The organism is Mycobacterium sp. NS-7484, assembly GCF_001953975.1.
Taxonomy (GTDB): domain Bacteria; phylum Actinomycetota; class Actinomycetes; order Mycobacteriales; family Mycobacteriaceae; genus Mycobacterium.
Map to the genome: position 1 here is coordinate 1 of NZ_MBEJ01000090.1, position 21073 is coordinate 21073.

Genomic DNA, 21073 nt, shown 5'->3' on the forward strand with positions numbered 1-21073 from the left:
GCGCCGTAGATCTCATAGACCACGACCTTGGGGTCGAACGGCTTGGTGTCATCGACCTTGGCGCTGGAGATGCCCGAACCGTCGCCGGCACCGAAGAACGTGCGAACCCGCATCACCGTGAAGCCACCCACCACGACCACCGCGGCGATGATCAACGGAATCCAGAACTTCTTGGCCAGGCTGGTCAGCGAAAACTGTTTCCGCCGAGGGCTTTTCGTCGCGTTGGTCATCGTGAAATGGCACCGGTCCGTCGGTCGTGGGCGAGGTGGGCAACGAGCAGGCCGGACGCAGTCGACACATCGAGGCCATGGCAGCCCAAGGGGGAGTGCCCGTATGCCATGTTCACCTCGAAACGTCTCGCCGTCTAGCCGAATGGCTAACTAAAACTTAGCGAGATATTAGCTTATTTAAATGAGTCACAAAACGGTGACACCGCCGTGGCGCACCCGTCGCCACGCATGGTCGGCACCGAGCGACCGACTTTGCCACATGGCACGCGCGACGAGGTCATCCAGTCACGACGCATTGCCCGCGGCGGCCCTGATCGGCGGCCTCGACACCGATTGTGATGGAGCTAACGGAATGAGGAAGGGCCCCACCGCCGGGTTGCCGGCGACGAAGCCCCTTCCGAGTCGAACCTGTGAACTAGTGCCAGTCCCAGACAGACATGTCGTCGGGCGGGTAGTTCATGCAGATGTCGGTGGTGTTGGCCGCGACACCCTTGTTGTTGAAGAACAACTTGGCCCAGTTCGGCCAGCGCCACGCCATGTTCTCGAAGAAGGCGTTGGTGGCGGTGTTCTCGGAGTACTGCCGGCGGCCGGCGTAATCCATGGAGAAGAACCAGTGGATCCGATCCCGGGCGCCCTGCTGATCAGCGGCAGGCTTGTTGTTGTAGTCGATCATGTACCGCTCGTAGTACACCGGCTCGACGTCGCGGGCCGCGGCCATGATCTGCTCCGCCGTGCACGGGGTGCGCAGGATGCGGTTGGGAATCGGGTAATCGTCGGTGGCGTCGGCCGAGGCAATGCCCGCGCCGGTCGCCAGGCTACCGACGACGGCGCATGCGGCCACGCCGGTGCGGAAGAGGTTTTTGACACTCTTGTGGTTCAACATGTCGCTCCAAAAATCTGGGATCGGCCTCGGGAATCAGACTACGACGGCTTGGCGGCCTGTTCGTAGATAAAGCGCTGATCGGGGCAGTAGTAGTTGATGGCGGTGCCGAGGAACTGCCACGCCTGGGCCGGTGAACTGTCGCGCGCCAACTGATCGCCCACGAACTTGACCGAGTCCTGCGCATTGTGGTCGACGCCGTTGTGCAGCCGCTTGCACATGATCTTGGCGATCCAGGCGTTGTAGTCACGCTGGCCGTAGATGCCGAACGTGTGCAGTTCGTTGGCGAAATCGGTGTCGGGATCGGCATGTGCGGGAGCGGCGAAGGCGATAGCCGCCGCGGCACCAAGTGCTGCCAGGCCTGCAAGCTTCATGCGGTGAATCTTAGCCCATCTAAGCCTGATCTTTGCGTGCAGTTCGTCATCTGATTGCCCACACAAGAGGAACATTCTGCTCGGCGCTGGTCAGCGAACCGTGGTGGCCGATCAACGCCGACTCCAGCGGTTCGGCGTTTCGTCGCAGCAGCGCGGCGCGGCCACGGGCGGCGGCCACGACATCGCCGATGCGCGCCCGGACGTCGTCACGGACTCGAGGACCGAACCAGCCCGCGGCGATGGCTTCCTCCCGCGCCATCACCCACGCGGAATCGGACAGCGTCGAGCGCCAGGCCGCCAGCACGTCGTCGGCCGCGCCGGGGGAGGCGTACACGTGACGGGCGCGGGCCTCGCCACCTACCGCGGCTACCCCGGTGCGCAGTGGTTCTGACTCGTCGACGTCGACCACGGCGGCTTCGTCGACGGCGACCATCCCGTGATCGGCCACCACGGCGAGCAGACACTCCGAGGGCAGCGCTTCCAGCACCGACTCCACCAGGCGGTCCACCTGTCGCAGCTGCATGCGCCACGGTTCCGACCCGGGTCCGTAGAGGTGACCCATCTGATCGAGCTCGGCGTGGTATCCGTAGCAGAATCCGCCACCGGCCACGGCCGCCGTGACGCGGGCGGTGAGATCACCGAGAGCGTGCACCCCGACATACCGTCCGCCGCGCAACACCGCCCGGGTCAGGCCGGAACCGGCGTGCACCGCCCCCGAGACGACCGATACGGCCAAACCCGCGGCCTCGGCTCGTTCGAACGTGGTGGGCAGAGGTTGAACTCGTTCGGGCACCACGCGGTCGCGCAGGTCCGGTCCCCATGGCTGTGGCCGCCAGCGCAGCGCATTGATCACGTCGACGTCCGGGCCGGCCTTGGGCACCCGGAAGGTGTAGCCGACGAAGCCGTGCTCACCGGTCCGGCAACCGGTGCCGATCGCGGCCAGACCGGCCGCGGTCGTGGAGGGGAACCCGACGCTCAACGTCTGGTGGCTCGTCGAGGCGGCCATGGCGGTCAGAACGGGCGCGTCGGCGGCGTGGGCGGCCAGCAACTCGGCACCCAGGCCGTCGATCAACAGCACGCATGCTCCGCGTATCGGACCGGGCCAGGTGATCCGCGCATCGAAGCCGGCCACACCCATCGCGGCGAGCACTGAGGGGACGACATCGGCCAGATGTAGTGCGGCGGGGTCGGGATGTGGGGCTTCCACCCGGTGAGCGTGTCACAGATCGCCGCGTCGCAAGTGGGCCCGGCCACTTCGTCGCACCCGGTACCCTCGGTTTCCATGAAGTCGATGAAAGCCGCGATCCTTGCTGCCGCTCTGGTGGTGGGCGCAGGTGGGGCGTTCAGCGGCGTCGCCAGTGCCGATCCGGAGACACCCGCACCCGCTCCGGCCCCCGGGCCCACGCCCACCGGCCCAGCCCCGGGTCCGGCTCCGGGCCCGGCCGTGGCGGCTCCGGCCGCTCCGGCCCCAGTTGACCCGGCAGCCCCCGCTGCGGCGGCACCTGGTGGTTCCGCGACGAGCATCGACCATGACGGCCTCTTCATCGTCGGTACCGACATCCAGCCGGGCAACTACGCCTCGGCCGGCCCCGTCGAGGGCGGTACCTGCTACTGGAAGCGGATGGCGGATCTGCACGGCGGGGACATCATCGACAACGCCTTCAGCAAGAAGCCGCAGGTGATCACGATCGACCCCACCGACAAGGCCTTCAAGACGAGCGGTTGCCAACCGTGGCAGCTCACTGACGCCGCCCCCGATACGCCGCCCACCGGCGACATCCCGGCATTGATCGCGCAGGCCAAGCTCCGCGCCTGGCTCAACACCCTCAACAACAACGCCCGCAATTACGACGGGTCACAGGTGCCCATGCCCTGACCGCGGGTGTCGCTCTGCGCCCTCCCGCGATCGGCTGACACGCCCGGCCTGCGCAGGCCTCGACGTCGGCGGTGATGTTCGCCGCTTCGGCAATTGCTTTGCTGCGCAAGACCGTCCGGGACGTCGTCAGGTCGCTCGCGGCGGCTGTGCAGGATGTGCACAGCACATCGCACCCGCGCACGCTGCTAGTCTGCGAACGCTGCCGGTTGCGGTGACGACGTGACGAATCAGCTTGAGTGGATACGGAAAAGGTGTTGTGCGCGGCGCTGAAATCAAGGCCCTGACGGGACTGCGCATCGTCGCCGCGGTGTGGGTGGTGTTGTTCCACTTCCGCCCCCTGCTCTACCAGGTCGCCCCCGATGTCACGGAGGCCCTTGCTCCGGTGCTCGACTGTGGCGCCCAGGGCGTGGACCTGTTCTTCATCCTCAGCGGATTCGTGTTGACCTGGAACTACATCGACCGGATGGGGCCGAGCTGGGACACCAGGGCCACATTGCATTTCCTGTGGCTCCGGTTGTCGCGGGTGTGGCCGGTGTACCTCGTGACGCTGCACCTGGCGGCGCTGTGGCTGATCTTCACCCTCAACGTCGGGCACATCCCGCCCGAAGACACCAGCGGCTACAACGCCGTGAGCTATGTACGTCAGCTGTTCCTGGTCCAACTGTGGTTCCAGCCGTACTTCGACGGCAGCAGCTGGGACGGGCCGGCGTGGTCGATCAGTGCCGAGTGGTTGGCCTACCTGCTGTTCGGAGCGCTGATCCTGGTGGTTTTCCGGATCGCACGCGCCACCCGGGCCAGGAGCCTGGTCCTGCTGGCCATCGCCGCCTCGGTGCCCCCGGTGGTGCTGTTGATGGCCACCGGCCACTTCTACACCCCGTGGAGCTGGTTGCCGCGAATCGTCATGCAGTTCACCGCGGGTGCCCTGGCGTGTGCGGCGGTCCGCAAGCTGCATCTGACCGATCGCACCCGCCGGCGCGCGGGTTACCTGTCGATCGTGTTGGGCGGCGTCATCGTGGGTGGGCTGTACTTCTTCGACGCGCACCCGATGAACACCATCGGTGATGCCGGTGGGATCGTCGACATCCTGTTCGTCCCGCAGGTGGTGGCGCTGGCGGTCGGTGTCGGCAGCCTGCCGGCGCTGCTGTCGACCCGGTTTCTGGTCTACGGCGGTCAGATCTCGTTCGGCCTCTATATGGTTCATGAGTTGGTCCATACCGCGTGGATCTGGACCACCAGGCAGTTCGAGCTGACGCTGACGCCGACGCTCTCGGGGAAAGCCACGGTGATCGCGCTGTTGGCCATCTCACTGGTCGGGGCGATCGTGCTCTATCACGTCGTGGAGGAGCCGGCCCGACGGTGGATGCGCCGAATGGTCGACATCAGGCCCGTCGACTCGGGCAGCACGAAACTGCACCGGGTCGACACCGAACCCGAGGGCTCCACCGAGGTCCCGGCCCGCGCGGGCTGAGTGTTGTAACTATCCAAACCCAGTGCGCGACAGGTTGTTATGCCCTTGTTATCGGTGTGTCACCGGCCGCCTATCTACCGCCCGGGTTCACCCCATAGGCTGTTCGTCGAATCGCGGCACGGGATGAATGCGTCTCGCCGGCAGTGGAGGTTGCAGTGAGTCGTCTGACCACTTTCATCGTCTCACTCGGCCTTCTGGTCGGGCTGTTTGCGCAGGTTCCGCCGCAGCGCTACGTCACCTCCGGATTGGATCCGCAGATCAGCCACATAGCGGTCATCGGTGACTCGTACACCACGGGCATGCCCGCCGAGGGCGGTATGGGGCCGAAGAATTGGGCGCCGCTGGCCTGGCAGAAATTGGCGCAACGCGGCGTGCAGGTCGATGCAGACGTGGTGGCCGAAGGCGGTGCCGGCTACGTCGCGCGCGGCAACCGCGGCAGCATCTTCGCCGACCTGGTGCCCCGGGCCGTGCGCCCCGACGACGCGTTGATCGTCTTCTTCGGGTCCCGCAACGACGATCGCGCTGACCTGGGCGCGGTCACCCGGCTGAGCCACGATGCGCTGACGATGGCGCGGCAGGCCGCGCCTGCCGCGCGGATGCTGGTGATCGGGCCACCGTGGGTGAACGCCGATGTGCCGCCGAACCTGTTGGGCGTGCGCGACATCCTGCGGGATGAGGCCGAGCAGGTGGGAGCGACCTTCGTCGATCCGATCGCCGACCGGTGGTTCTTCGATCACCCGGAGTTGATCGGGGCCGACGGTATCCACCCCACTGATGCCGGCCACGCGTACATGGCCGACAAGATCGCGCCGCTCATCGGCAAGGAGCTCCCGCGTTGGGTGTGAGCGCGACGGCTCAACCTGCCGACGTGGTGCGGAATCTGTCCCGGTAGGCCTTCGGCGACACTCCCAGATGGTTGACGAAGACCCGACGCAGGGTCTCGGCGCTGCCGAACCCGGCCAGCCGGGCCGTGTCGCCGACCTGTCGCCCGGCGTCCAGGGCGGCCCGGGCCACGTCGATGCGCACCATCTCGACGTAGCGTGCCGGTGTGGTGCCGAGCTCGGTCCGGAACAGCCGAGTCAGCTGGCGGGTACTCAACGACGCAAGGGCGGCAAGGGATTTCACGCTGTGGTTGGCGGTGGGATCGGCGGCGACGGCGTCGGTCACCTGACGTAGCGTCGACTGGGCGGGCGCGTCCGACTCGACCAGCGTGGAGAACTGGGACTGACCGCCGGCGCGTTTGAGATAGACCACGAGTGAGCGCGCGACGTCACGCACCAGATCGGCCCCGTGATCCGACTCCACCAGGGCCAGCGCCAGATCGATGCCCGCCGACACCCCGGCAGACGTGTACACGTTTCCGTCCCGCACGAAGATGGCGTCGGGTTCGACCGAGATCGTGGGATAGGCGCGCGCCATCAGGCGGGCATGGCGCCAGTGCGTCGTGGCCCGGCGTCCGTCGAGCAGACCCGCCTGGGCCAGGATGAACGACCCCGTGCAGATCGAGGCCAGCCGTCGGGTTCGGGCCGGCATGTCCCGCAGAGACGACACGAGCGCGGTGTCGATCGGCCGCCCCACCAGATCGTCTCCGCCAGAGACCAATACGGTGTCCACGCCGTCGATCTGGTCGATCCGATCGGTCACCGCGAATGTCGTGCCGATCGACGTGGTGACGTCGGCCCCGTCGACCGAGGCGATCCGCAGGCGGTAGTCGGCGCCGAACCGGTTGGCCTCGGCGAACACCTCGGCGGGACCGGCGGCATCCAGCAGTTTCACGCCGTCGAAGACCACGATCGCGATCTCGCGAGGCTGTCCGGCGTGTGCCATCCGCTCATTGTGTCGCTTCTTGTGGGAAATGTGGCGCATCGGCCATGGGTCTGCCGGTCAACCGCGTCCGAGACTGGCTACATGAGCATTTCACTGACCAACAACATCGCCGAGATCGAACTGCCCGACACCCCGTTGGTGCGTGACGTCACCGAGTACATCCGTGACGTCGAGGACGACCTTCTGTTCCATCACTCACGGCGGGTGTTCTACTTCGGGGCGCTGCACGGGCGGCGTCGGGGCCTGCAGCCGGACCTCGAATTGTTGTACGTGGGCGCGATGTTCCACGACATCGGTCTGACCGAGTCCTACCGGACGACCTCGCAGTTGCGGTTCGAGGTCGACGGTGCCGACGCCGCCCGGGATTTCCTGTTGCAGCGCGGCGTCGACGAGGTCGCCGCACGGAAGGTGTGGCTCGGGATCGCCCTTCACACCACCCCGGGCATCCCGGAGTTCCTCGACCCCGAGATCGCCCTTGTGACAGCGGGTGTCGAGACGGATGTGCTGGGGATAGGACGCGACGACCTGACGCCGGAACACCTGCAGGCCGTCACCGCGGTTCATCCGCGGCCTGATTTCAAAAATCGTATCCTGCATGCCTTCACCGAAGGTGTGCGGCAGCGTCCGGAATCGACATTCGGCACGGTCAACGCTGACGTGCTCGCGCACTTCGACGACACGTTCGTGCGCGAAGACTTCGTCGAGGTCATCCGTGAGAGCAGCTGGCCGGAATGACGGTCAGCCGGCGGCGATTCGGCGCTCGGCAAGTTCCCGTATCGGTACGGCCAGCGCATCGGCACCCAGGATGTCCGGCAAGAGCCGCGGTTCGAGGGTGAGGGCCCGGAACACGAGCCCGATGGTGATGTCGTGGTCGGGCCGGTGTGTCACCGTGATCTCGTCACCGCCGGCTACCGAACCGGGTGTCACCAGACGGAAATAGGCGCCCGGAATCGCCGCCCTGGTAAAGGTTTTCACCCATCCGTTGATCTGCAGCCAGTTCGCGAACGTCCGGCACGGTATCCGTGGCCGCGACACTTCCAGCTCGAGGCCATCGGATCCGACCCGCCACCTTTCGCCGATGCGGGCATTGGTGACATCGATGCCCGCGGTGGTCAGGTTCTCGCCGAAGACGCCGTTGGCGATGTCGCGGTTCAGTTCGGTCTGCCAGACGTCGAGGTCTTCGCGCGCATAGGCATACACCGCCTGGTCGTCACCACCGTGGAACTGCTGGTCGCCGATGATGTCACCGATCAGTCCGCTGCCGAGCCCACCGTGCATCGGGCCGGGTGCGCGAACGCCGACGGCCCCTTGGACCGGGCGCTTGTCGATTCCGGTGACCGCACGCCCCTCGGCGGTGTTGGGTCGTGGATGGGCCACGTTGACCGTCAATACCTGCGCCATGACCCACAGCGTAACGGTCTAGAAGATCGGTGTCGCAACACTATTCGGGGCCGGGGGCGCGGGCGGCACCGGCAGGCACAGCCCGGTCGCGGTGTCGAGTTGCCGGCCCGGGACACAGAACGGGGAGCAACCGTTGGTCACGCCGGTTTCTCCGGGTGGGCATGCCGAGCTCGAGGCCGGTGTCACGATGGTGGCCACCGCCATCGACCCGGCCGACAGCACCGCAGCCGACATCACCGTGAGTACCCCGCGCCACATTGCGCTCGCCATCGCCTGTCTCCTCCCGAACCTGCGGTCCGACCTACCGGCGCAGTCTAGGCGGCATGATCTGGCGGCGCCGCCGGTTGACCACTTGCGGTCGGTTGCCCGCCGCCGGCCCGCTCGCTGGGCTAGCGTCACCTGCTTGTGCAGACCCTGATCGATTTCGACCGTGCGCCCGTTTTCGCGATTCCCACCGTCGCGCCGGTGGACGGACTCACCGTGCGCGAGGGAATGCTGTTGGAAGGGCCGCAGGGTTGGGGAGAGTTCAGCCCGTTGCCGCAAGACCGCTCGCTGGTGCGCTGGCTGACGGCCGCGACCGAACCGGGCACGGTGGGCTGGCCCGACCCCGTGCGCGGGCGGGTGCCGATCGCGGTCACCATTCCCGCGGTCGATGCGGCGCGGGCCCATCAGATCGCGGCCGCCTCGAAAACCCGCGCCGCCGCGGTCGAGGTCGGCGCAGGATCGTTGGCCGAGGACATCGAGCGGGTAGAGGCGGCGCGAGACGGGCTCGGACCGGGCGGCACCGTACGTTGCCACGTCAACGGCAGGTGGAATCCGGATACCGCCGTGGCGGCCATCGCCGCCCTGAGTCGAGCGGCCGACGGGCTGGAGTTCGTGGTGCAACCCTGCCCGACAATTGACGAGCTGGCCGCGCTCAGACGTCGGGTCGAGGTGCCCATCGCGGTCGACGAGTCGCTCTGCGGTGCCGACGACCCGCGGGATCTGCGGCTCGAAGCGGCTGCCGACATCGCGGTGCTCGCCGTCGGACCCCTGGGCGGGGTGCGGCGCGCATTACGCGTGGCCGAGATGCTCGGGCTGCCGAGCGTGGTCCGGTCCAGCGTGGAGACCACGATCGGCCTGGCCGCCGGTCTCGCGCTGGCCGGCGCGCTGCCACAGCTGCCGTTCGCCTGCGAACTGGGAACCAGAGGGCTGCTGGCCGGTGATCTGGTCGCGGATTCGCGTTCGCTGGCAGCTGTGGATGGCTATCTACCCGTCGCGCCGATGCCTCCGGCTCCGCAACCCGAGCAGTTGGAGCGCTACGCGGTCACCGACCCGGCTCGCGTGCAGTGGTGGCGCGAACGGCTGCGGGCTGCCATCACCGCGTCGTGACCGATCCAGCAACGTGGTCGACCGGATTCGCGTCGAACAGATTCAAGTAGCGCACTACGCATGTGTGCGGCCCGGCGGCAACTCGAGAATCGACGTCGTCAGCCACCCGCTGGCGACAGATCCAACGGAGGTGCCATGTCGTTGTTCGCCAAACTGTCGGAACTGCGGGCCGTCAAGACCCAGGAGTCCGGGGGAACCGACGAGCTCAGCATCAGCCGGGCTGACGGGTTCCAGTTCCGGGCTGTGTCGATGTGCCAGGGCGATGTGGTGGATCTGGACCGGCTGCTGCCGTTCGACGGTGAATTGGAGATCGTGTTCCGGGAGGTGGATGTGCGCACCGACGAGACGCAGGACGTGGGGTCGATTGTGATCCGCTCCGAGGAGTTGGGCCGCGGCGAGGTCACTCAGCAGGTCAGCGGCGCCGGGGCCCATTACGCCCTCACCTACAAGGTCATCTGAGCACGCCGGTCAGTCCTGCACGGCCTTGGCGATGGCCACACACACGGTCAGCCAGTCCGGATCAGGGTGGGCTTCCTCGGTCAGCTCCCACATCGCGTTGTGCATCATCCGCACGATCACCCAGTCCCTGGCCCGGTCGGGATCGAGATCTGCGGCATCGACCAGGGCGGCCAGCCGGCGCCGGACGCCGTCGCGAACATGGCCGGCCAGCTCGTCCCACCGGTTCCACAACATCGGTGCGAGGTCGTAGTGCGGGTCGCCGTTCATCGGCTTGGGGTCGATCACCAGCCATGGCTCGCGTTCGCCGGCGAGCACGTTGGCGTAGTGCAGATCACCGTGGACCACGGTGTCGGCAACCGCGCGGTCGGTGCTCAGATCCGTGCCCAGCGAGATGGCTTGCTCGACCAGTCGTCGCGGCAGGGGAGCGTTGCGCGGCAGCCGGGCCAGGCCGGCGGACCAGCGGGTGGTGTTCTCGGCGACCGAACGCAGCTGGGGCAGCGGTGGCACGTGGAGCCGGCCGTAGAGTCCGGCCACGATCTCGCAGGCCTCGATGTCCCAGAGCTCGTTGAGGTTTCGTTGCTGTAGCCGTTCGAGCAGCAGAGTGCGCCGGTGCGGGTCGGCCCGCAGCAGCCGGGCTGACCCGGCTCCGGCCCACCGGCGCAGGGCCAGATGTTCGTGGGCCGATTCCTCGTCGGGAAAGCCGGCCTTGAGGACTGCCGCGACGCCGTCGTCGGTCCGTACCGGGACCACGATCGAGCAGTGACCGTGGTACGGCGGCCCGTCCGCGCGCAGCGTCCACTCGTCGAACTGGTCTCGAAGTAGCCGGGGCAGGCTCTCGACCCAGGACTGCCACCGTGGTCCCCGCGTGCCCATGGCGTGCACGGCCTCGGGCAGATCGATCATCGCGACCCATGGTCGCACCCCGGGCGGCCCGCGGGGCAGCAGGTTTTGACAGACTGTGCGCTATGGCACAGATAACCTTGCGCGGAAATTCCATCAACACCGTCGGTGAACTGCCCGCAGTCGGCAGCCCGGCCCCCAGCTTCTCGCTCACCGGCACCGACCTCGGCGCCGTCACCAGCGACCAGTTCCAGGGCAAGGCGTTGCTGCTGAACATCTTCCCGTCGGTGGACACGCCGGTGTGCGCCGCCAGCGTGCGCACCTTCAACGAGCGCGCTGCCGAGGCCGGCGCCACGGTGCTGTGCGTGTCGAAGGACCTGCCGTTCGCCCAGAAGCGCTTCTGCGGTGCCGAGGGCATCGAGAACGTCACCTCGGCGTCGGCCTTCCGGGACAGCTTCGGCGAGGACTACGGCATCACCCTGGCCGACGGCCCGATGGCCGGTCTGCTCGGCCGTGCCGTCGTGGTGATCGGCGCCGACGGCAACGTGGCCTACTCCGAACTGGTTCCCGAGATCGCTCAGGAGCCCAACTACGACGCCGCCCTGGCTGCGCTCAAGTAGTTGCGCTCGTCCCTCACCGGTGTCCATACGCCGGTGAGGGATGACGCCGGGCCGACGTTCAGATCGGCCACTGCTCGCGGCGATACGCCGCGTCGAAAAACATCCATTCGTATTTCGCCGTGACCACGAAATGCGTTCGGGCGTCGGCTTCTTGCGCCGAGCCGAGCGCCAACCCGATCCGGTCCGTGACGGCCAGCACCTCGGCGACGGTCGCGGCAAACTCCTCACCGCCATAGCTGTCGATCCAGCGTTGGTACCGCTCGTCGGGCGAACCGTCTTTCGCCAGGGCCGAGCCGACCCGGGCATAGATCCAGTAGCAGGGCAGCACCGCCGCCAGCCCTTCGGCAAAGCTTCCGCCGTATGCCGTGGCGAGCAGATAACTCGTGTAGGCCCGCGTGGTCGGGGCCACGGGGGTGGAGTTCAACTCCGTCAGATCCAGCCCCAGGGCGGGCAGTAGCTCGTTGTGCAATCCCAGCTCCACGTCGAAGATTTCGGCTGCATGCCGGGAGAACATCGCGGTGTCGGCCAAGGTGGGCGCCTTCGCGCCGACGATCGCGAGGGCCCGGGCGTAGTCACGCAGGTAGTGCACGTCTTGTGCGACATAGTGCGTGAATGCCGTGTCGTCGAGGCTGCCGTCGGTGAGGCCGGTCAGGAACGGGTGCGCCACGGTCGCGGCGAAGATCGGCTCGATCGAGTGCCACAGCCGTGCCGAGAAGGATTGCAGATTCGCATCGGTATGCATGTCGATATGGTGACAGGTCGCGGCGCCGGGTAACCGTCAGGTCACGGTACTGCATCTGATTAGCCTTGCGCCCCAGCTGAATTGGGCGAAACCCGGCGTCGGCGGTACAAATGGTTGACTCGACTGACGACGACCAGCAGTTCGAGGTCACCTTCGCTGTGGTCGAGAGAGTTGATGTTCGATGAGACGTTACGTTGCCCTGCTGTTAGGTCTGGCATTTCTGGTAGCGACTCCCGGACTTGCCGGTGCCGCACCGATCGAACGCCCGGCCGGCAATCAGCAGTTTGTCGACCTCGTGATCGCCCGGGCGTTGTCCCAGCGCGGGGTGCCGTTCAGCTACGGCGGTGGCGACGTCAACGGACCCACCCGCGGTATCGCCCGCACCGTGCCGGCCCCCGGCCTGACCCCGCCGCCCACGGCAGGTGGACTGACGCCCGGCCTGTCGACCCCGGCGGTCACCGCCCCGGCACTGACCACGCCGGGCCTCGGTGTCATGCCGGACCCCTCGGCCAACGTGGTCGGTTTCGACGCATCCGGTCTGATCGTGTACGCCTTCGCCGGGGCGGGCGTCAAGATGCCGCGCTCCTCTGGTGAGCAGTACAAGGTCGGACAGAAGGTGCTGCCGTCGGCCGCGCTGCCCGGGGATCTGATCTTCTACGGGCCAGAGGGCACCCAGAGCGTCGCGCTCTACCTCGGCAACAACCAGATGATCCAGGGCACCGAGCCCGCGGTCGCGGTCACGCCGGTGCGCGCCGAGGGCATGACGCCCTACCTCGTCCGCATCATCGCGTGAGGCGCGTCGACGCCACCGCCGCAGGACTTGCCGTATATCCAACGGTAAGCCCCTAGACTGTGCCGTCGTGGGCATTCTGTTTGGCTTCGCGCCGTGGATCATCTATTGGGTACTCGTCGGCAACGTGCCGTTCGGAGTCGCCGTGCTGGTGGCGCTGGCGACGGCCATCGCGACATTCGTGATCAGCCGGGTCTCGGGGGCGCCGGGGCGCACCCTGGAGATCGGTGCGCTCGCCACCTTCGTCGTGTTGACGGTGCTGACCCTGGTGCTCAGCCAGGACGTCATGGAACGCTGGATGCAGCCGCTGAGCAACGCGGGGATCTTCCTGGTCGCGTTGATCGGTCTTTTGATCGGTAAGCCGTTCGTGCTCGAGTTCGCCGCGGCCGGTCAACCGCCCGGGGTGGTGGAAAGCGATGTGTTCCAACGGATCATCAAGATTCTGACCTGGATCTGGGTCGGCGCCTTTGCCGGCATGACGATCTCATCGGCGATCCCGCCGATCGTGCAGGGTGATGCCACGATCCTGGACACCGAGACGCCATTGTCGTTCGTCTGCTACTGGGTCATCCCGTTCGTCCTGCTGGGGTTGGCGGTGCTGGCCTCGCGCATCCTGCCCGACCGGATGACGGCGGGGATCAACGACATCGTGCGCAAGACAACGTTCGTGGCGTTTTCCGAGGCCGAGATCGACCAGCTCTATTTTCTGGCCCAAGAACACGCCAACCGCGAGGTGGGGGCCGGGCAGGAAGCCTACGACGTCCGGGTCGGTGGGTCGGGAACTCCCTTGGTGGGCGACGAATCCCGGATGTCCTGGCCCTCCACGTACAAGGTGCGAGACCGCAAGCGCTGACGGCGCGGCGTCAGGCGGCCGGCGTCATGCCCAGCAAGCCGAACATCATCACGAGGCCTGGCAGCAGGTTGGTCACCTGGTGCGCCAGGATGCCGCCCCAGAGGTTCCCGGAATACAGGCGCGCCAACGCAATCGGAAGGGCCACCACCAGTAGCAGGGGTGCGCGCTCGAGTTCCAGGTGGGCCACGGCGAACGCCACGGTGGACACCGTCAGGGCGGTGATGCGTCCCCAACGTTGCTCCAGCGCGCCCCACAGCAGGCCGCGGTACACCACCTCTTCACAGATCGGGGCGATGACCGCGACCAGCACCAGTACGGTCACCGCCACCGGCCAGGTGGCTCGCACGCCCTCGAAGATCCCGCCCACCGCGGAGGTGGCGTCCGGTCCCACGATCGACTGGTAGAGCAGCGCAGCGGGCAGCGTGACGAACAGACCTCCGATGCCGAAGGCCACACCGAGACCGACCGCCCGCCAGGACCAATGCCAGCGAAAGTCGATCCAGGGACCGTTGCCTCGCCATTTCGCGATCGCCAGGGCCGACGCGGCCGCGAGCAGTGTCGGCGTCCCGATCGCCAGCGTGATCAGCCAGGCCGGTGGGGGACCGGCAGGCGCGAGCAACCCGAAGGAGGCCGACGTGAGCAGATAGACGGCCTCGACGACGACGAATGCGCCAAGACCCCAGCGGTGGGTCGGTCCGGTCGGCACCCGCGACGCCTCCTGAACAGCATCCATGCGGCCAGAGGCTACTGCTCCCGGTGGCGCCCCATCATGTATCGCCGAGATGTGGTCGGCGGACCGGTCGCCTGGTTCCGCGCGCTGATCGATCCGCCCCGATCAGCCGGAAGCTCAGTCCCGGTCCAGGTCGCCGTCGACCACCAACTGCCGCAGGGTTTTTCGGTCGAACTTTCCACTGGGCAGCGTCGGGATCCGGTCACCCGTGGTCAGTACCCAGCGGGTCGGCACCTTATAGGCCGACAGGTGTTCGCGGGCATGGGAGATCAGCGTCGCCACGTCGATCGGCGCGGTCGGCACGACGATGGCACATACCTGTTCGCCGCGTTGTGGATCGTCGAGGCCGATGACCACACATTGCGCCACATCGGCAGCTTCGGCGATGACGGCCTCGACCTCCAGGGGCGAGACGTTGGCGCCGGCAGCCTTGATCAGATCCGTGGTGCGTCCGACGTAGAACAATCGGGGGTCGCCGTCGCGCCGGTACACCTTGTCACCGGTGTGGTACCAGCCGTCGGCGTCGAAGGTTTCGCAACGTTCCCGCTTGTTGTATCCGGCCATCACCCCGATACCGCGGACCAGGAGTTCGCCGGTGTGGCCGGGACGGACCAGCTTGCCCTGCTCGTCGACGATGGCGATGTCGGTGTAGACGAACCCGCCTGCGGTCTCGGACATAGTCCGGTGCACCGGAAATCCGTCGGGCACATCGGTCATCGCGATGTCGAGCGGCCCGTCGCGCAGCATGGGCGCACTGCTGAGGTCCCGGTCGGCGAACGACGGGTGTTCGCGCATCCGCTGAGTGAACGCCGGCCAGCCCACCACACCGGTGATACGTTCGCGCTCGACGAGATCCAACGCGGTCGCCGCGTCGAGTTTCGGCATGACCGCCAGGGTGACGGGTTCGTGCAGCGCCCCGGTGGCCGCGAGCAGGCCGCCGATCCAGAAGAACGGCATGGCGCACAGAATCCGGGGCGGGTCCTCGGATTTGGTGATCGCGCGGATGGCGCTCGGCCAGGTCGAGGTCTGCCGCACGAGTGTGCCGTGGGTGTGCAGTACCCCTTTGGGGTCTGCGGTGGAGCCGGAGGTGTGGACCATGATGGCCAGGTCGGCGGGGGAGACCTCGGCTTCGGCTGCGGCCAGGATCTCGGCCGGCACGCCATGGCCGGTCTGCGTGTCCACGCTCGTTGCCCAGGGCCGGTCGACGTCGCCGACGACGGCGATGCGACGCAGATAGGGTGCGGCGCGCACGACCGGTCGGTTGCCGACGTGGCCGGTCAGCTCGGGCAGTGCGGCCTCCAGCCGCTCGGCGACGTCGATGGTCAGGACCGTGCTGGGAGCGATCAGGAACCCGATGTCGGCCAGCCGTAACACCTTTGCGATTTCCGCCGGGGCGTACAACGTGCTCAGCGGCACCGCGACCGCCCCGATGCGTGACACCGCAAGCCACCACGTCACCCATTCGCCACCGTTGGGAAAGAACAGCCCGACGCGGGTGCCCTTGCCCACCCCTTCGTGCAGCAGCCACCGCGCCAGGCGGGCGGACCGTTGTTCGGCTTCGAGGTAGGTGAGCCGTTCGGTGGGGGTGACCAGATAGGTGCTCTCCGGGAACTCGGCAACACTGTGTTGCAGCAGAGCGGGGATGGTCAACGGCGATTGCGTCACCCGCCCATCTTCTCCAACGGGCGCTGGGCATCCGCTCGGGGTCGGTTCAGCGATCCTTCCTCGCCGGTCTCGCGACCTAGACTGCGGTCATGGACAGCGGCTCGCAGGTTCAATACGAGGCCCCGGAGGGATTACTGGGTATCGAGGATTGTCTCGACGAGAACGGCGACATCGTGTTGCCACCGGGGACCACCCTGATATCCCTGATCGACCGCAACATCGCCCATGTCGGTGACCTCGTCGCCTACCGTTACCTCGACCACAGCCAATCGGAGGAACAGGTACTCGAGCTGACCTGGACGCAGTTGGGGGTCAGGCTCAGAGCGGTCGCCGCGCAGCTGCAGCAGGTCGCGGCACGCGAGGACCGGGTGGCCATCCTTGCGCCGCAAGGTCTCGACTACGTCGTGGGATTCTTCGCCGCGATCAAGGCCGGAAACATCGCCGTGCCGCTGTTCGCCCCAGAACTGCAAGGTCACGCCGAACGGCTCGAGACGGCACTGTTGGATTCGCGCCCCACCACGGTGCTCACCACCGCTGCCGCCGACGCCGCGGTACGGGCATTCCTGGACACGATGCCGGACGCCGTGCGCCCGCAGGTGGTGATCATCGACGAGATCCCCGATTCGTCAGGCGAGGGCTTCACTCCCATTCCGGTTGATCCCGACGACGTCTCCCATCTGCAGTACACCTCCGGGGCCACCCGTCCGCCGGTCGGAGTGGAGATCACGCATCGCGCCGTGGGCACCAACCTCATGCAGATGATCCTGTCGATCGATCTGCTGAACCGAAATACCCACGGCCTCAGCTGGTTACCGCTGTACCACGACATGGGTTTGTCCATGATCGGATTTCCCGCGGTGTATGGCGGGCATTCGACGTTGATGTCGCCCACCGCATTCATCCGCAGGCCGCAGCGGTGGATCCAGGCGCTCTCGGACGCCTCGCGGGACGGTCGGGTCATCACTGCCGCGCCGAACTTCGCCTACGAATGGACCGCTCAGCGCGGTGTGCCGTCTTCCGGTGACGACATCGATCTGCGAAATGTCGTGCTCATCATCGGGTCCGAACCGGTAAACCCCGAGGTGATAACGACTTTCAACGAAGCATTCGCGCCCTACGGGCTCCCGCCGACGGCGTTCAAACCGTCATACGGGATCGCCGAGGCCACGCTGCTCATCTCGACGATCGCCCCGGCCGAGCAGGCCTCGGTCGTCTACTTCGATCGCGAGCAACTCGCCGACGGGCGTGCAGTCCGTGTCGGTGCCGAGGCCGACGGCGCACTCGCCCAGGTGTCCTGCGGGCAACCGGCCCGCAGTTTGTGGGCGGTGATCGTCGACCCGAAGACGGCCGACGGTCCGGCTGCCGAAGTGGCCGACGGTCAGGTCGGCGAGATCTGGTTGCACGGCAACAACATCGGACGAGGTTACTGGGGCCGCCCGGAGGAGACCCGGAAGACGTTCGGGGTGCGGCTGCAGCAGCGGCTGGCCTCCGGCAGTCACGCCGACGGGGTGCCCGAGCACGCCGGGTGGCTGCGCACCGGGGATCTGGGTGTCTATGTCGAAGGACAGTTCTACGTCACAGGGCGGATGGCCGATCTGGTGTGCATCGACGGACGCAGCCATTACCCGCACGACATCGAGGCCACCGTCGCCGAGGCCTCACCGCTGGTGCGACGTGGCTATGTGACTGCATTCACCGTGCCGTCCGACGACGAAACCGACCGCAGCCGGTTGGTGGTGATCGCCGAGCGTGCGGCCCGCTCCAAACGCGCCGACCCCGAGGCGGCCAGTCAGGAGATCCGGGCGGCGGTGGCGCAGCGCCACGGATTGTCGGTGGCAGATCTGCGGTTCCTGCCGGCCGGCGCGATCCCACGGACCACGAGCGGCAAGCTGGCCCGGCTGGCGTGCCGCAGAGAATATCTCGACGGCACCCTGGGTGTGCGTTGACCGGCCGCAGATTTCACCCTGGCCAAATCGCGCCTGGCCAGCCAGGATTGCACCATGTCTACCCATCGAGCTGTTCATGTCCAGTCGGCAGGCGGTGCTCTGGAACTCGTCGCGGCCGAGAGCGTCGCACCCGAAGCCGGACAGGTCCGGGTGGCGGTGGCGGCCTGCGGGGTCTGCGGCACCGACCGCGCGATCGTCAACGGCGGGTTCCCGGGCATCAGCTGGCCGCTGACCCCGGGCCATGAGATCGCCGGCACGATCGCCGAAATTGGTTCGGCAGTAAGCGATTTCGCGGTCGGTGATCGTGTCGCGATCGGATGGTTCGGTGGGCACTGCGGCGTCTGCATCCCGTGCCGCAAGGGTCTTTTCATCCACTGTGAGCGGGGACAGATACCGAGCCTGCATTACCCCGGCGGTTATGCGGAGTCGGTGACCGTGCCGGCCAACGCCCTTGCCAGGATCCCGGACGAGCTGTCGTTCGCCGAGGCAGCCCCCATGGGGTGTGCCGGGGTGACCACCTATAACGCGCTTCGCCATACCCGTGCGGTGGCAGGTGATCTGGTCGCGGTCCTCGGGGTGGGCGGCTTGGGCCATCTCGGCGTGCAGTTCGCCGACGCGATGGGCTTCGAGACGGTTGCCATCGCCCGTGGCCCGGACAAAGAAGCCGATGCCCGCTCGCTCGGGGCGCGGCATTACATCGACTCCACCGCTGGCGACGTCAGTGCGGCGTTGCGTGACTTGGGCGGTGCCGCAGTGGTTCTGGCCACCGTGGGCAACTCGCAGGCGATGGCCGAGACGGTCGGCGGGCTCGCGCCACGAGGCGAGCTGGTCGCGATCGGGGTGTCGGCCGATCCGTTGCCGATCAGCCCGGTGCAACTGATCCAGCCGGCGCTGAGCATTTCGGGCCACCCGTCGGGGACCGCGCGCGACGTCGAGGAGACGATGCATTTCGCGGTTCTGACCGGGGTGCGGGCCCGGATCGAGGAACGGCCGCTCGACGACGCCGCAGCTGCGTACGCCGCGATGGAGCAGGGGCGGGCGCGGTACCGCATGATCTTGACCATGTGACTTGACCACGCGATCGGTCGGGCACGAGGAATCCGGTTATCCGGCCCCATCATTCACAGCGAACAGGTAGCGTCGGAATCTCGTTTGCTGGACGACGTATCGGTGGGGGCCGCGATGGTGTGGAATCGGATGGCAACAATGATCGCCCACGCGGCGGTATCGGCAGCCCTCCTCGTGTCGGCGTGCTGCGCTGTCGGGATCACACCGGCCGCGGCGGCCCCGCTGCCCGCCGCGCAGATCGACTTCGGCGGCCTGATGCGCACGTATCGGCTGCACCTACCGGCGGGTGGCGGCGCACCCTCGGGACTCGTCGTCAACCTGCACGCCGCCGGTGCGACGGGCGCCGATCAGGCCGCCCTGACCCATTACGACGCGGTCGCCGACGCCCATGGGTTCGCCGTCGTCTATCCCGACGGCATCGACTACAGCTGGGCCGACGGCCGCGGCGCCTCGGTGCCCGACCGGCAGGGCATCGATGATGTCGGTTTCATCGCAACACTGGTCGACCGGATCGTCGCCGAGAACGGCATCCCGCGTGGCCGGGTATATGCCACCGGTCTGTCGGCGGGCGGATTCATGGCCAACCGGTTGGCCTGCGACCGTGCGGACCTGTTCGCGGCAATCGCACCCGTTGCGGGCACCCTCGGCTCCAATGTGGGTTGTCAGCCGTCTCGGCCGGTGTCGGTGCTTGCCACCTACGGCACGGCTGACCCCGTCGTGCCGTTCAACGGTGGACCGATGACCGGTCGCGGTGGCGGTAGCACGGTGTTGTCCGGGTCGGCGTTGGTGGACCGGTGGCGACAGATAAACGGTTGCCCGGCACCCTCGGACGAGGTGCTGCCCAGCACCGGCGACGGCACCGAGACGCACCGCATCGCCTCGGACGGCTGCGCAGCAGGCACGTCGGTGGTGTTCATGCGGGTCGACGGTGGCGGGCACACCTGGCCCGGTGTTCCCGAGATCCTGCCGGTGCAGGCCGTCGGCGCGGCCAGCCGGGCCTTCGACGCCTCGGATGCCTCCGCTCAATTTTTCGCCTCCCACGGGCGATAGTCGCCGCCCGAGGGCCAATATCGCTCAGGCCGCGTTAATCCCGCCGTGACCCGGAGGCGACGATCGGGCGGTGAGTGAATAGCTATGTGTCACAGCAGGATTAAGATCCGCCACGCGTCCCGTGCTCGTCAAGTCTGCGCACGCCTGCGTCGGCGCGACGCGGGGATGCACAGGTTGTGCGGCGTTAGGGTTTCGGCCGTGGATTGGCACAGCTGGCATGAGGACTACGACCGTCCGGATTCGGCTTTGGCGCACCGGCTCCGGGCCGTGCAGACGCTGATCAGGCAAGCCTTGGACGAGGCCCCGGCCGGTCCGCTGCAGGTGGTCAGCCTGTGCGCCGGACAGGGCCGAGACCTCCTCGAGGTGCTGATCGATCACCCGCGACGGGCAGACGTCCGCGCGCGCCTGGTCGAACTTGACCCGCGCAACGCCGCGGTCGCCTCCGAGACAGTGAACGCCTACGGGCTCACCGGTGTCGAGGTGGTTACCGGCGATGCGTCGCTCATCGACCATTACCAGGAGCTGGTGCCCGCCGACATCGTGGTGGTGTGCGGCATCTTCGGAAACATCACCGACGAGGACATCGCGGGGACGATCGGCTTTTTGCCGCAGTTGACGAAACCGGGCGGCACCGTGCTGTGGACCAGGGGTCGCTCGGTTCCCGACCGAGTCCCGTTGATCCTCAACTGGTTTGACGAGCGCGGTTTCGACCTGGTCTGGGTCTCGCCGCCGGAGGTGAGCTACGGCGTCGGCGCCCACCGGTTCACCGGAGCGTCGCAACCATTGACCTCCGGCGCCCGGATCTTCACCTTCGTCGGCTCGGATGTGATCCGCGCCGCTGACGCGCAGCGCAGTCCCGCGACCTGACGGTCGGCCCCACCGG

General features: G+C 67.3%; 24 protein-coding genes. 13 read left to right on the forward strand and 11 right to left on the reverse strand.

Going from position 1 to position 21073, the window contains the following annotated elements; translation table 11 throughout:
• The 4 genes from A5733_RS15875 to A5733_RS15890 form a co-directional block, all read right to left on the reverse strand.
• On the reverse strand, positions 1 to 230 hold a 230-nt coding region (locus tag A5733_RS15875), incomplete at its 3' end, for an MmpS family transport accessory protein (RefSeq protein WP_233152707.1).
• Between the two features lie 415 nt (positions 231 to 645).
• A complete protein-coding gene (locus A5733_RS15880) occupies positions 646 to 1113 on the reverse strand; it encodes a DUF5078 domain-containing protein (RefSeq protein ID WP_067764712.1) in 468 nt (155 codons plus the stop codon).
• Positions 1114 to 1151: 38 nt separating this feature from the next.
• Entirely contained in the window at positions 1152 to 1484 is a 333-nt protein-coding gene (locus tag A5733_RS15885) for a DUF732 domain-containing protein (protein ID WP_067764709.1), read from the reverse strand.
• A gap of 46 nt (positions 1485 to 1530) precedes the next feature.
• Positions 1531 to 2691 carry an alkaline phosphatase family protein gene (locus A5733_RS15890; protein ID WP_076240801.1) on the reverse strand — a complete coding sequence of 387 codons (1161 nt, stop codon included), beginning with the start codon at positions 2689 to 2691 and terminating at the stop codon, positions 1531 to 1533.
• A 75-nt stretch (positions 2692 to 2766) separates the two neighbouring features.
• On the opposite strand from A5733_RS15890, the gene A5733_RS15895 reads away from it, so the two are divergent.
• The 3 genes from A5733_RS15895 to A5733_RS15905 all read left to right on the forward strand — a co-directional run bounded on the left by A5733_RS15895 (position 2767) and on the right by A5733_RS15905 (position 5673).
• Positions 2767 to 3360, forward strand: a complete 594-nt coding sequence (locus tag A5733_RS15895; RefSeq protein WP_067764702.1) for a hypothetical protein — start codon at positions 2767 to 2769, stop codon at positions 3358 to 3360.
• Positions 3361 to 3616: 256 nt separating this feature from the next.
• Positions 3617 to 4828 carry an acyltransferase gene (locus A5733_RS15900; protein ID WP_076240802.1) on the forward strand — a complete coding sequence of 404 codons (1212 nt, stop codon included), beginning with the start codon at positions 3617 to 3619 and terminating at the stop codon, positions 4826 to 4828.
• Positions 4829 to 4983: 155 nt separating this feature from the next.
• Positions 4984 to 5673 carry a GDSL lipase gene (locus A5733_RS15905; RefSeq protein WP_076240864.1) on the forward strand — a complete coding sequence of 230 codons (690 nt, stop codon included), beginning with the start codon at positions 4984 to 4986 and terminating at the stop codon, positions 5671 to 5673.
• 10 nt (positions 5674 to 5683) lie between these two features.
• Here A5733_RS15905 and A5733_RS15910 read toward each other — a convergent pair whose 3' ends face one another.
• A complete protein-coding gene (locus tag A5733_RS15910) occupies positions 5684 to 6694 on the reverse strand; it encodes a GlxA family transcriptional regulator (RefSeq protein WP_369830944.1) in 1011 nt (336 codons plus the stop codon).
• A gap of 42 nt (positions 6695 to 6736) precedes the next feature.
• Here A5733_RS15910 and A5733_RS15915 point away from each other — a divergent pair, with 42 nt between their 5' ends.
• Complete coding sequence (locus A5733_RS15915) at positions 6737 to 7390, forward strand: HD domain-containing protein (RefSeq protein ID WP_076240803.1); 654 nt, start codon at positions 6737 to 6739, stop codon at positions 7388 to 7390.
• Positions 7391 to 7393: 3 nt separating this feature from the next.
• On the opposite strand, the gene A5733_RS15920 is transcribed toward A5733_RS15915, so the two are convergent.
• Positions 7394 to 8056 (reverse strand): MOSC domain-containing protein, encoded by a 663-nt coding sequence (locus A5733_RS15920; protein WP_076240804.1) that lies wholly within the window; start codon positions 8054 to 8056, stop codon positions 7394 to 7396.
• Between the two features lie 18 nt (positions 8057 to 8074).
• Complete coding sequence (locus A5733_RS15925; RefSeq protein ID WP_067772605.1) at positions 8075 to 8326, reverse strand: hypothetical protein; 252 nt, start codon at positions 8324 to 8326, stop codon at positions 8075 to 8077.
• A gap of 135 nt (positions 8327 to 8461) precedes the next feature.
• On the opposite strand from A5733_RS15925, the gene A5733_RS15930 reads away from it, so the two are divergent.
• Together A5733_RS15930 and A5733_RS15935 are read left to right on the forward strand one after the other, a co-directional pair.
• The gene (locus tag A5733_RS15930; protein ID WP_076240805.1) at positions 8462 to 9427 is read left to right on the forward strand and encodes an o-succinylbenzoate synthase; all 966 of its coding nucleotides are present in this window, start codon (positions 8462 to 8464) and stop codon (positions 9425 to 9427) included.
• Between the two features lie 135 nt (positions 9428 to 9562).
• Positions 9563 to 9886, forward strand: coding sequence for a hypothetical protein (locus tag A5733_RS15935; protein WP_067772594.1), 324 nt, complete (start codon positions 9563 to 9565; stop codon positions 9884 to 9886).
• A 9-nt stretch (positions 9887 to 9895) separates the two neighbouring features.
• Here A5733_RS15935 and A5733_RS15940 read toward each other — a convergent pair whose 3' ends face one another.
• Complete coding sequence (locus A5733_RS15940) at positions 9896 to 10789, reverse strand: aminoglycoside phosphotransferase family protein (RefSeq protein WP_076240806.1); 894 nt, start codon at positions 10787 to 10789, stop codon at positions 9896 to 9898.
• A 62-nt stretch (positions 10790 to 10851) separates the two neighbouring features.
• Between A5733_RS15940 and tpx the strand changes: the two genes are divergently transcribed.
• The gene (tpx, locus tag A5733_RS15945) at positions 10852 to 11346 is read left to right on the forward strand and encodes a thiol peroxidase (RefSeq protein ID WP_067772589.1); all 495 of its coding nucleotides are present in this window, start codon (positions 10852 to 10854) and stop codon (positions 11344 to 11346) included.
• A gap of 58 nt (positions 11347 to 11404) precedes the next feature.
• Here the strand turns inward: tpx and tenA are convergent, their stop codons facing one another.
• Positions 11405 to 12088, reverse strand: a complete 684-nt coding sequence (tenA, locus tag A5733_RS15950) for a thiaminase II (protein ID WP_076240807.1) — start codon at positions 12086 to 12088, stop codon at positions 11405 to 11407.
• Between the two features lie 181 nt (positions 12089 to 12269).
• On the opposite strand from tenA, the gene ripD reads away from it, so the two are divergent.
• Both ripD and A5733_RS15960 read left to right on the forward strand, forming a co-directional pair.
• A complete protein-coding gene (gene ripD, locus A5733_RS15955; RefSeq protein ID WP_067772585.1) occupies positions 12270 to 12881 on the forward strand; it encodes an NlpC/P60 family peptidoglycan-binding protein RipD in 612 nt (203 codons plus the stop codon).
• A 67-nt stretch (positions 12882 to 12948) separates the two neighbouring features.
• Positions 12949 to 13731 (forward strand): hypothetical protein, encoded by a 783-nt coding sequence (locus A5733_RS15960; protein ID WP_076240808.1) that lies wholly within the window; start codon positions 12949 to 12951, stop codon positions 13729 to 13731.
• Between the two features lie 10 nt (positions 13732 to 13741).
• On the opposite strand, the gene A5733_RS15965 is transcribed toward A5733_RS15960, so the two are convergent.
• Together A5733_RS15965 and A5733_RS15970 are read right to left on the reverse strand one after the other, a co-directional pair.
• Entirely contained in the window at positions 13742 to 14464 is a 723-nt protein-coding gene (locus A5733_RS15965) for a CPBP family intramembrane glutamic endopeptidase (protein WP_076240809.1), read from the reverse strand.
• Positions 14465 to 14578: 114 nt separating this feature from the next.
• Complete coding sequence (locus tag A5733_RS15970; RefSeq protein ID WP_083666230.1) at positions 14579 to 16126, reverse strand: class I adenylate-forming enzyme family protein; 1548 nt, start codon at positions 16124 to 16126, stop codon at positions 14579 to 14581.
• Positions 16127 to 16215: 89 nt separating this feature from the next.
• Between A5733_RS15970 and A5733_RS15975 the strand changes: the two genes are divergently transcribed.
• The 4 genes from A5733_RS15975 to A5733_RS15990 all read left to right on the forward strand — a co-directional run bounded on the left by A5733_RS15975 (position 16216) and on the right by A5733_RS15990 (position 21057).
• Entirely contained in the window at positions 16216 to 18072 is a 1857-nt protein-coding gene (locus A5733_RS15975; protein WP_076240811.1) for a fatty acyl-AMP ligase, read from the forward strand.
• Positions 18073 to 18126: 54 nt separating this feature from the next.
• Positions 18127 to 19140: an alcohol dehydrogenase catalytic domain-containing protein gene (locus A5733_RS15980; protein ID WP_076240812.1), complete on the forward strand. Its 1014-nt coding sequence runs from the start codon at positions 18127 to 18129 to the stop codon at positions 19138 to 19140.
• A gap of 114 nt (positions 19141 to 19254) precedes the next feature.
• Entirely contained in the window at positions 19255 to 20190 is a 936-nt protein-coding gene (locus A5733_RS15985; RefSeq protein WP_076240813.1) for a PHB depolymerase family esterase, read from the forward strand.
• Between the two features lie 198 nt (positions 20191 to 20388).
• A complete protein-coding gene (locus tag A5733_RS15990) occupies positions 20389 to 21057 on the forward strand; it encodes a class I SAM-dependent methyltransferase family protein (protein WP_233152709.1) in 669 nt (222 codons plus the stop codon).
• Positions 21058 to 21073: the final 16 nt, after the last annotated feature.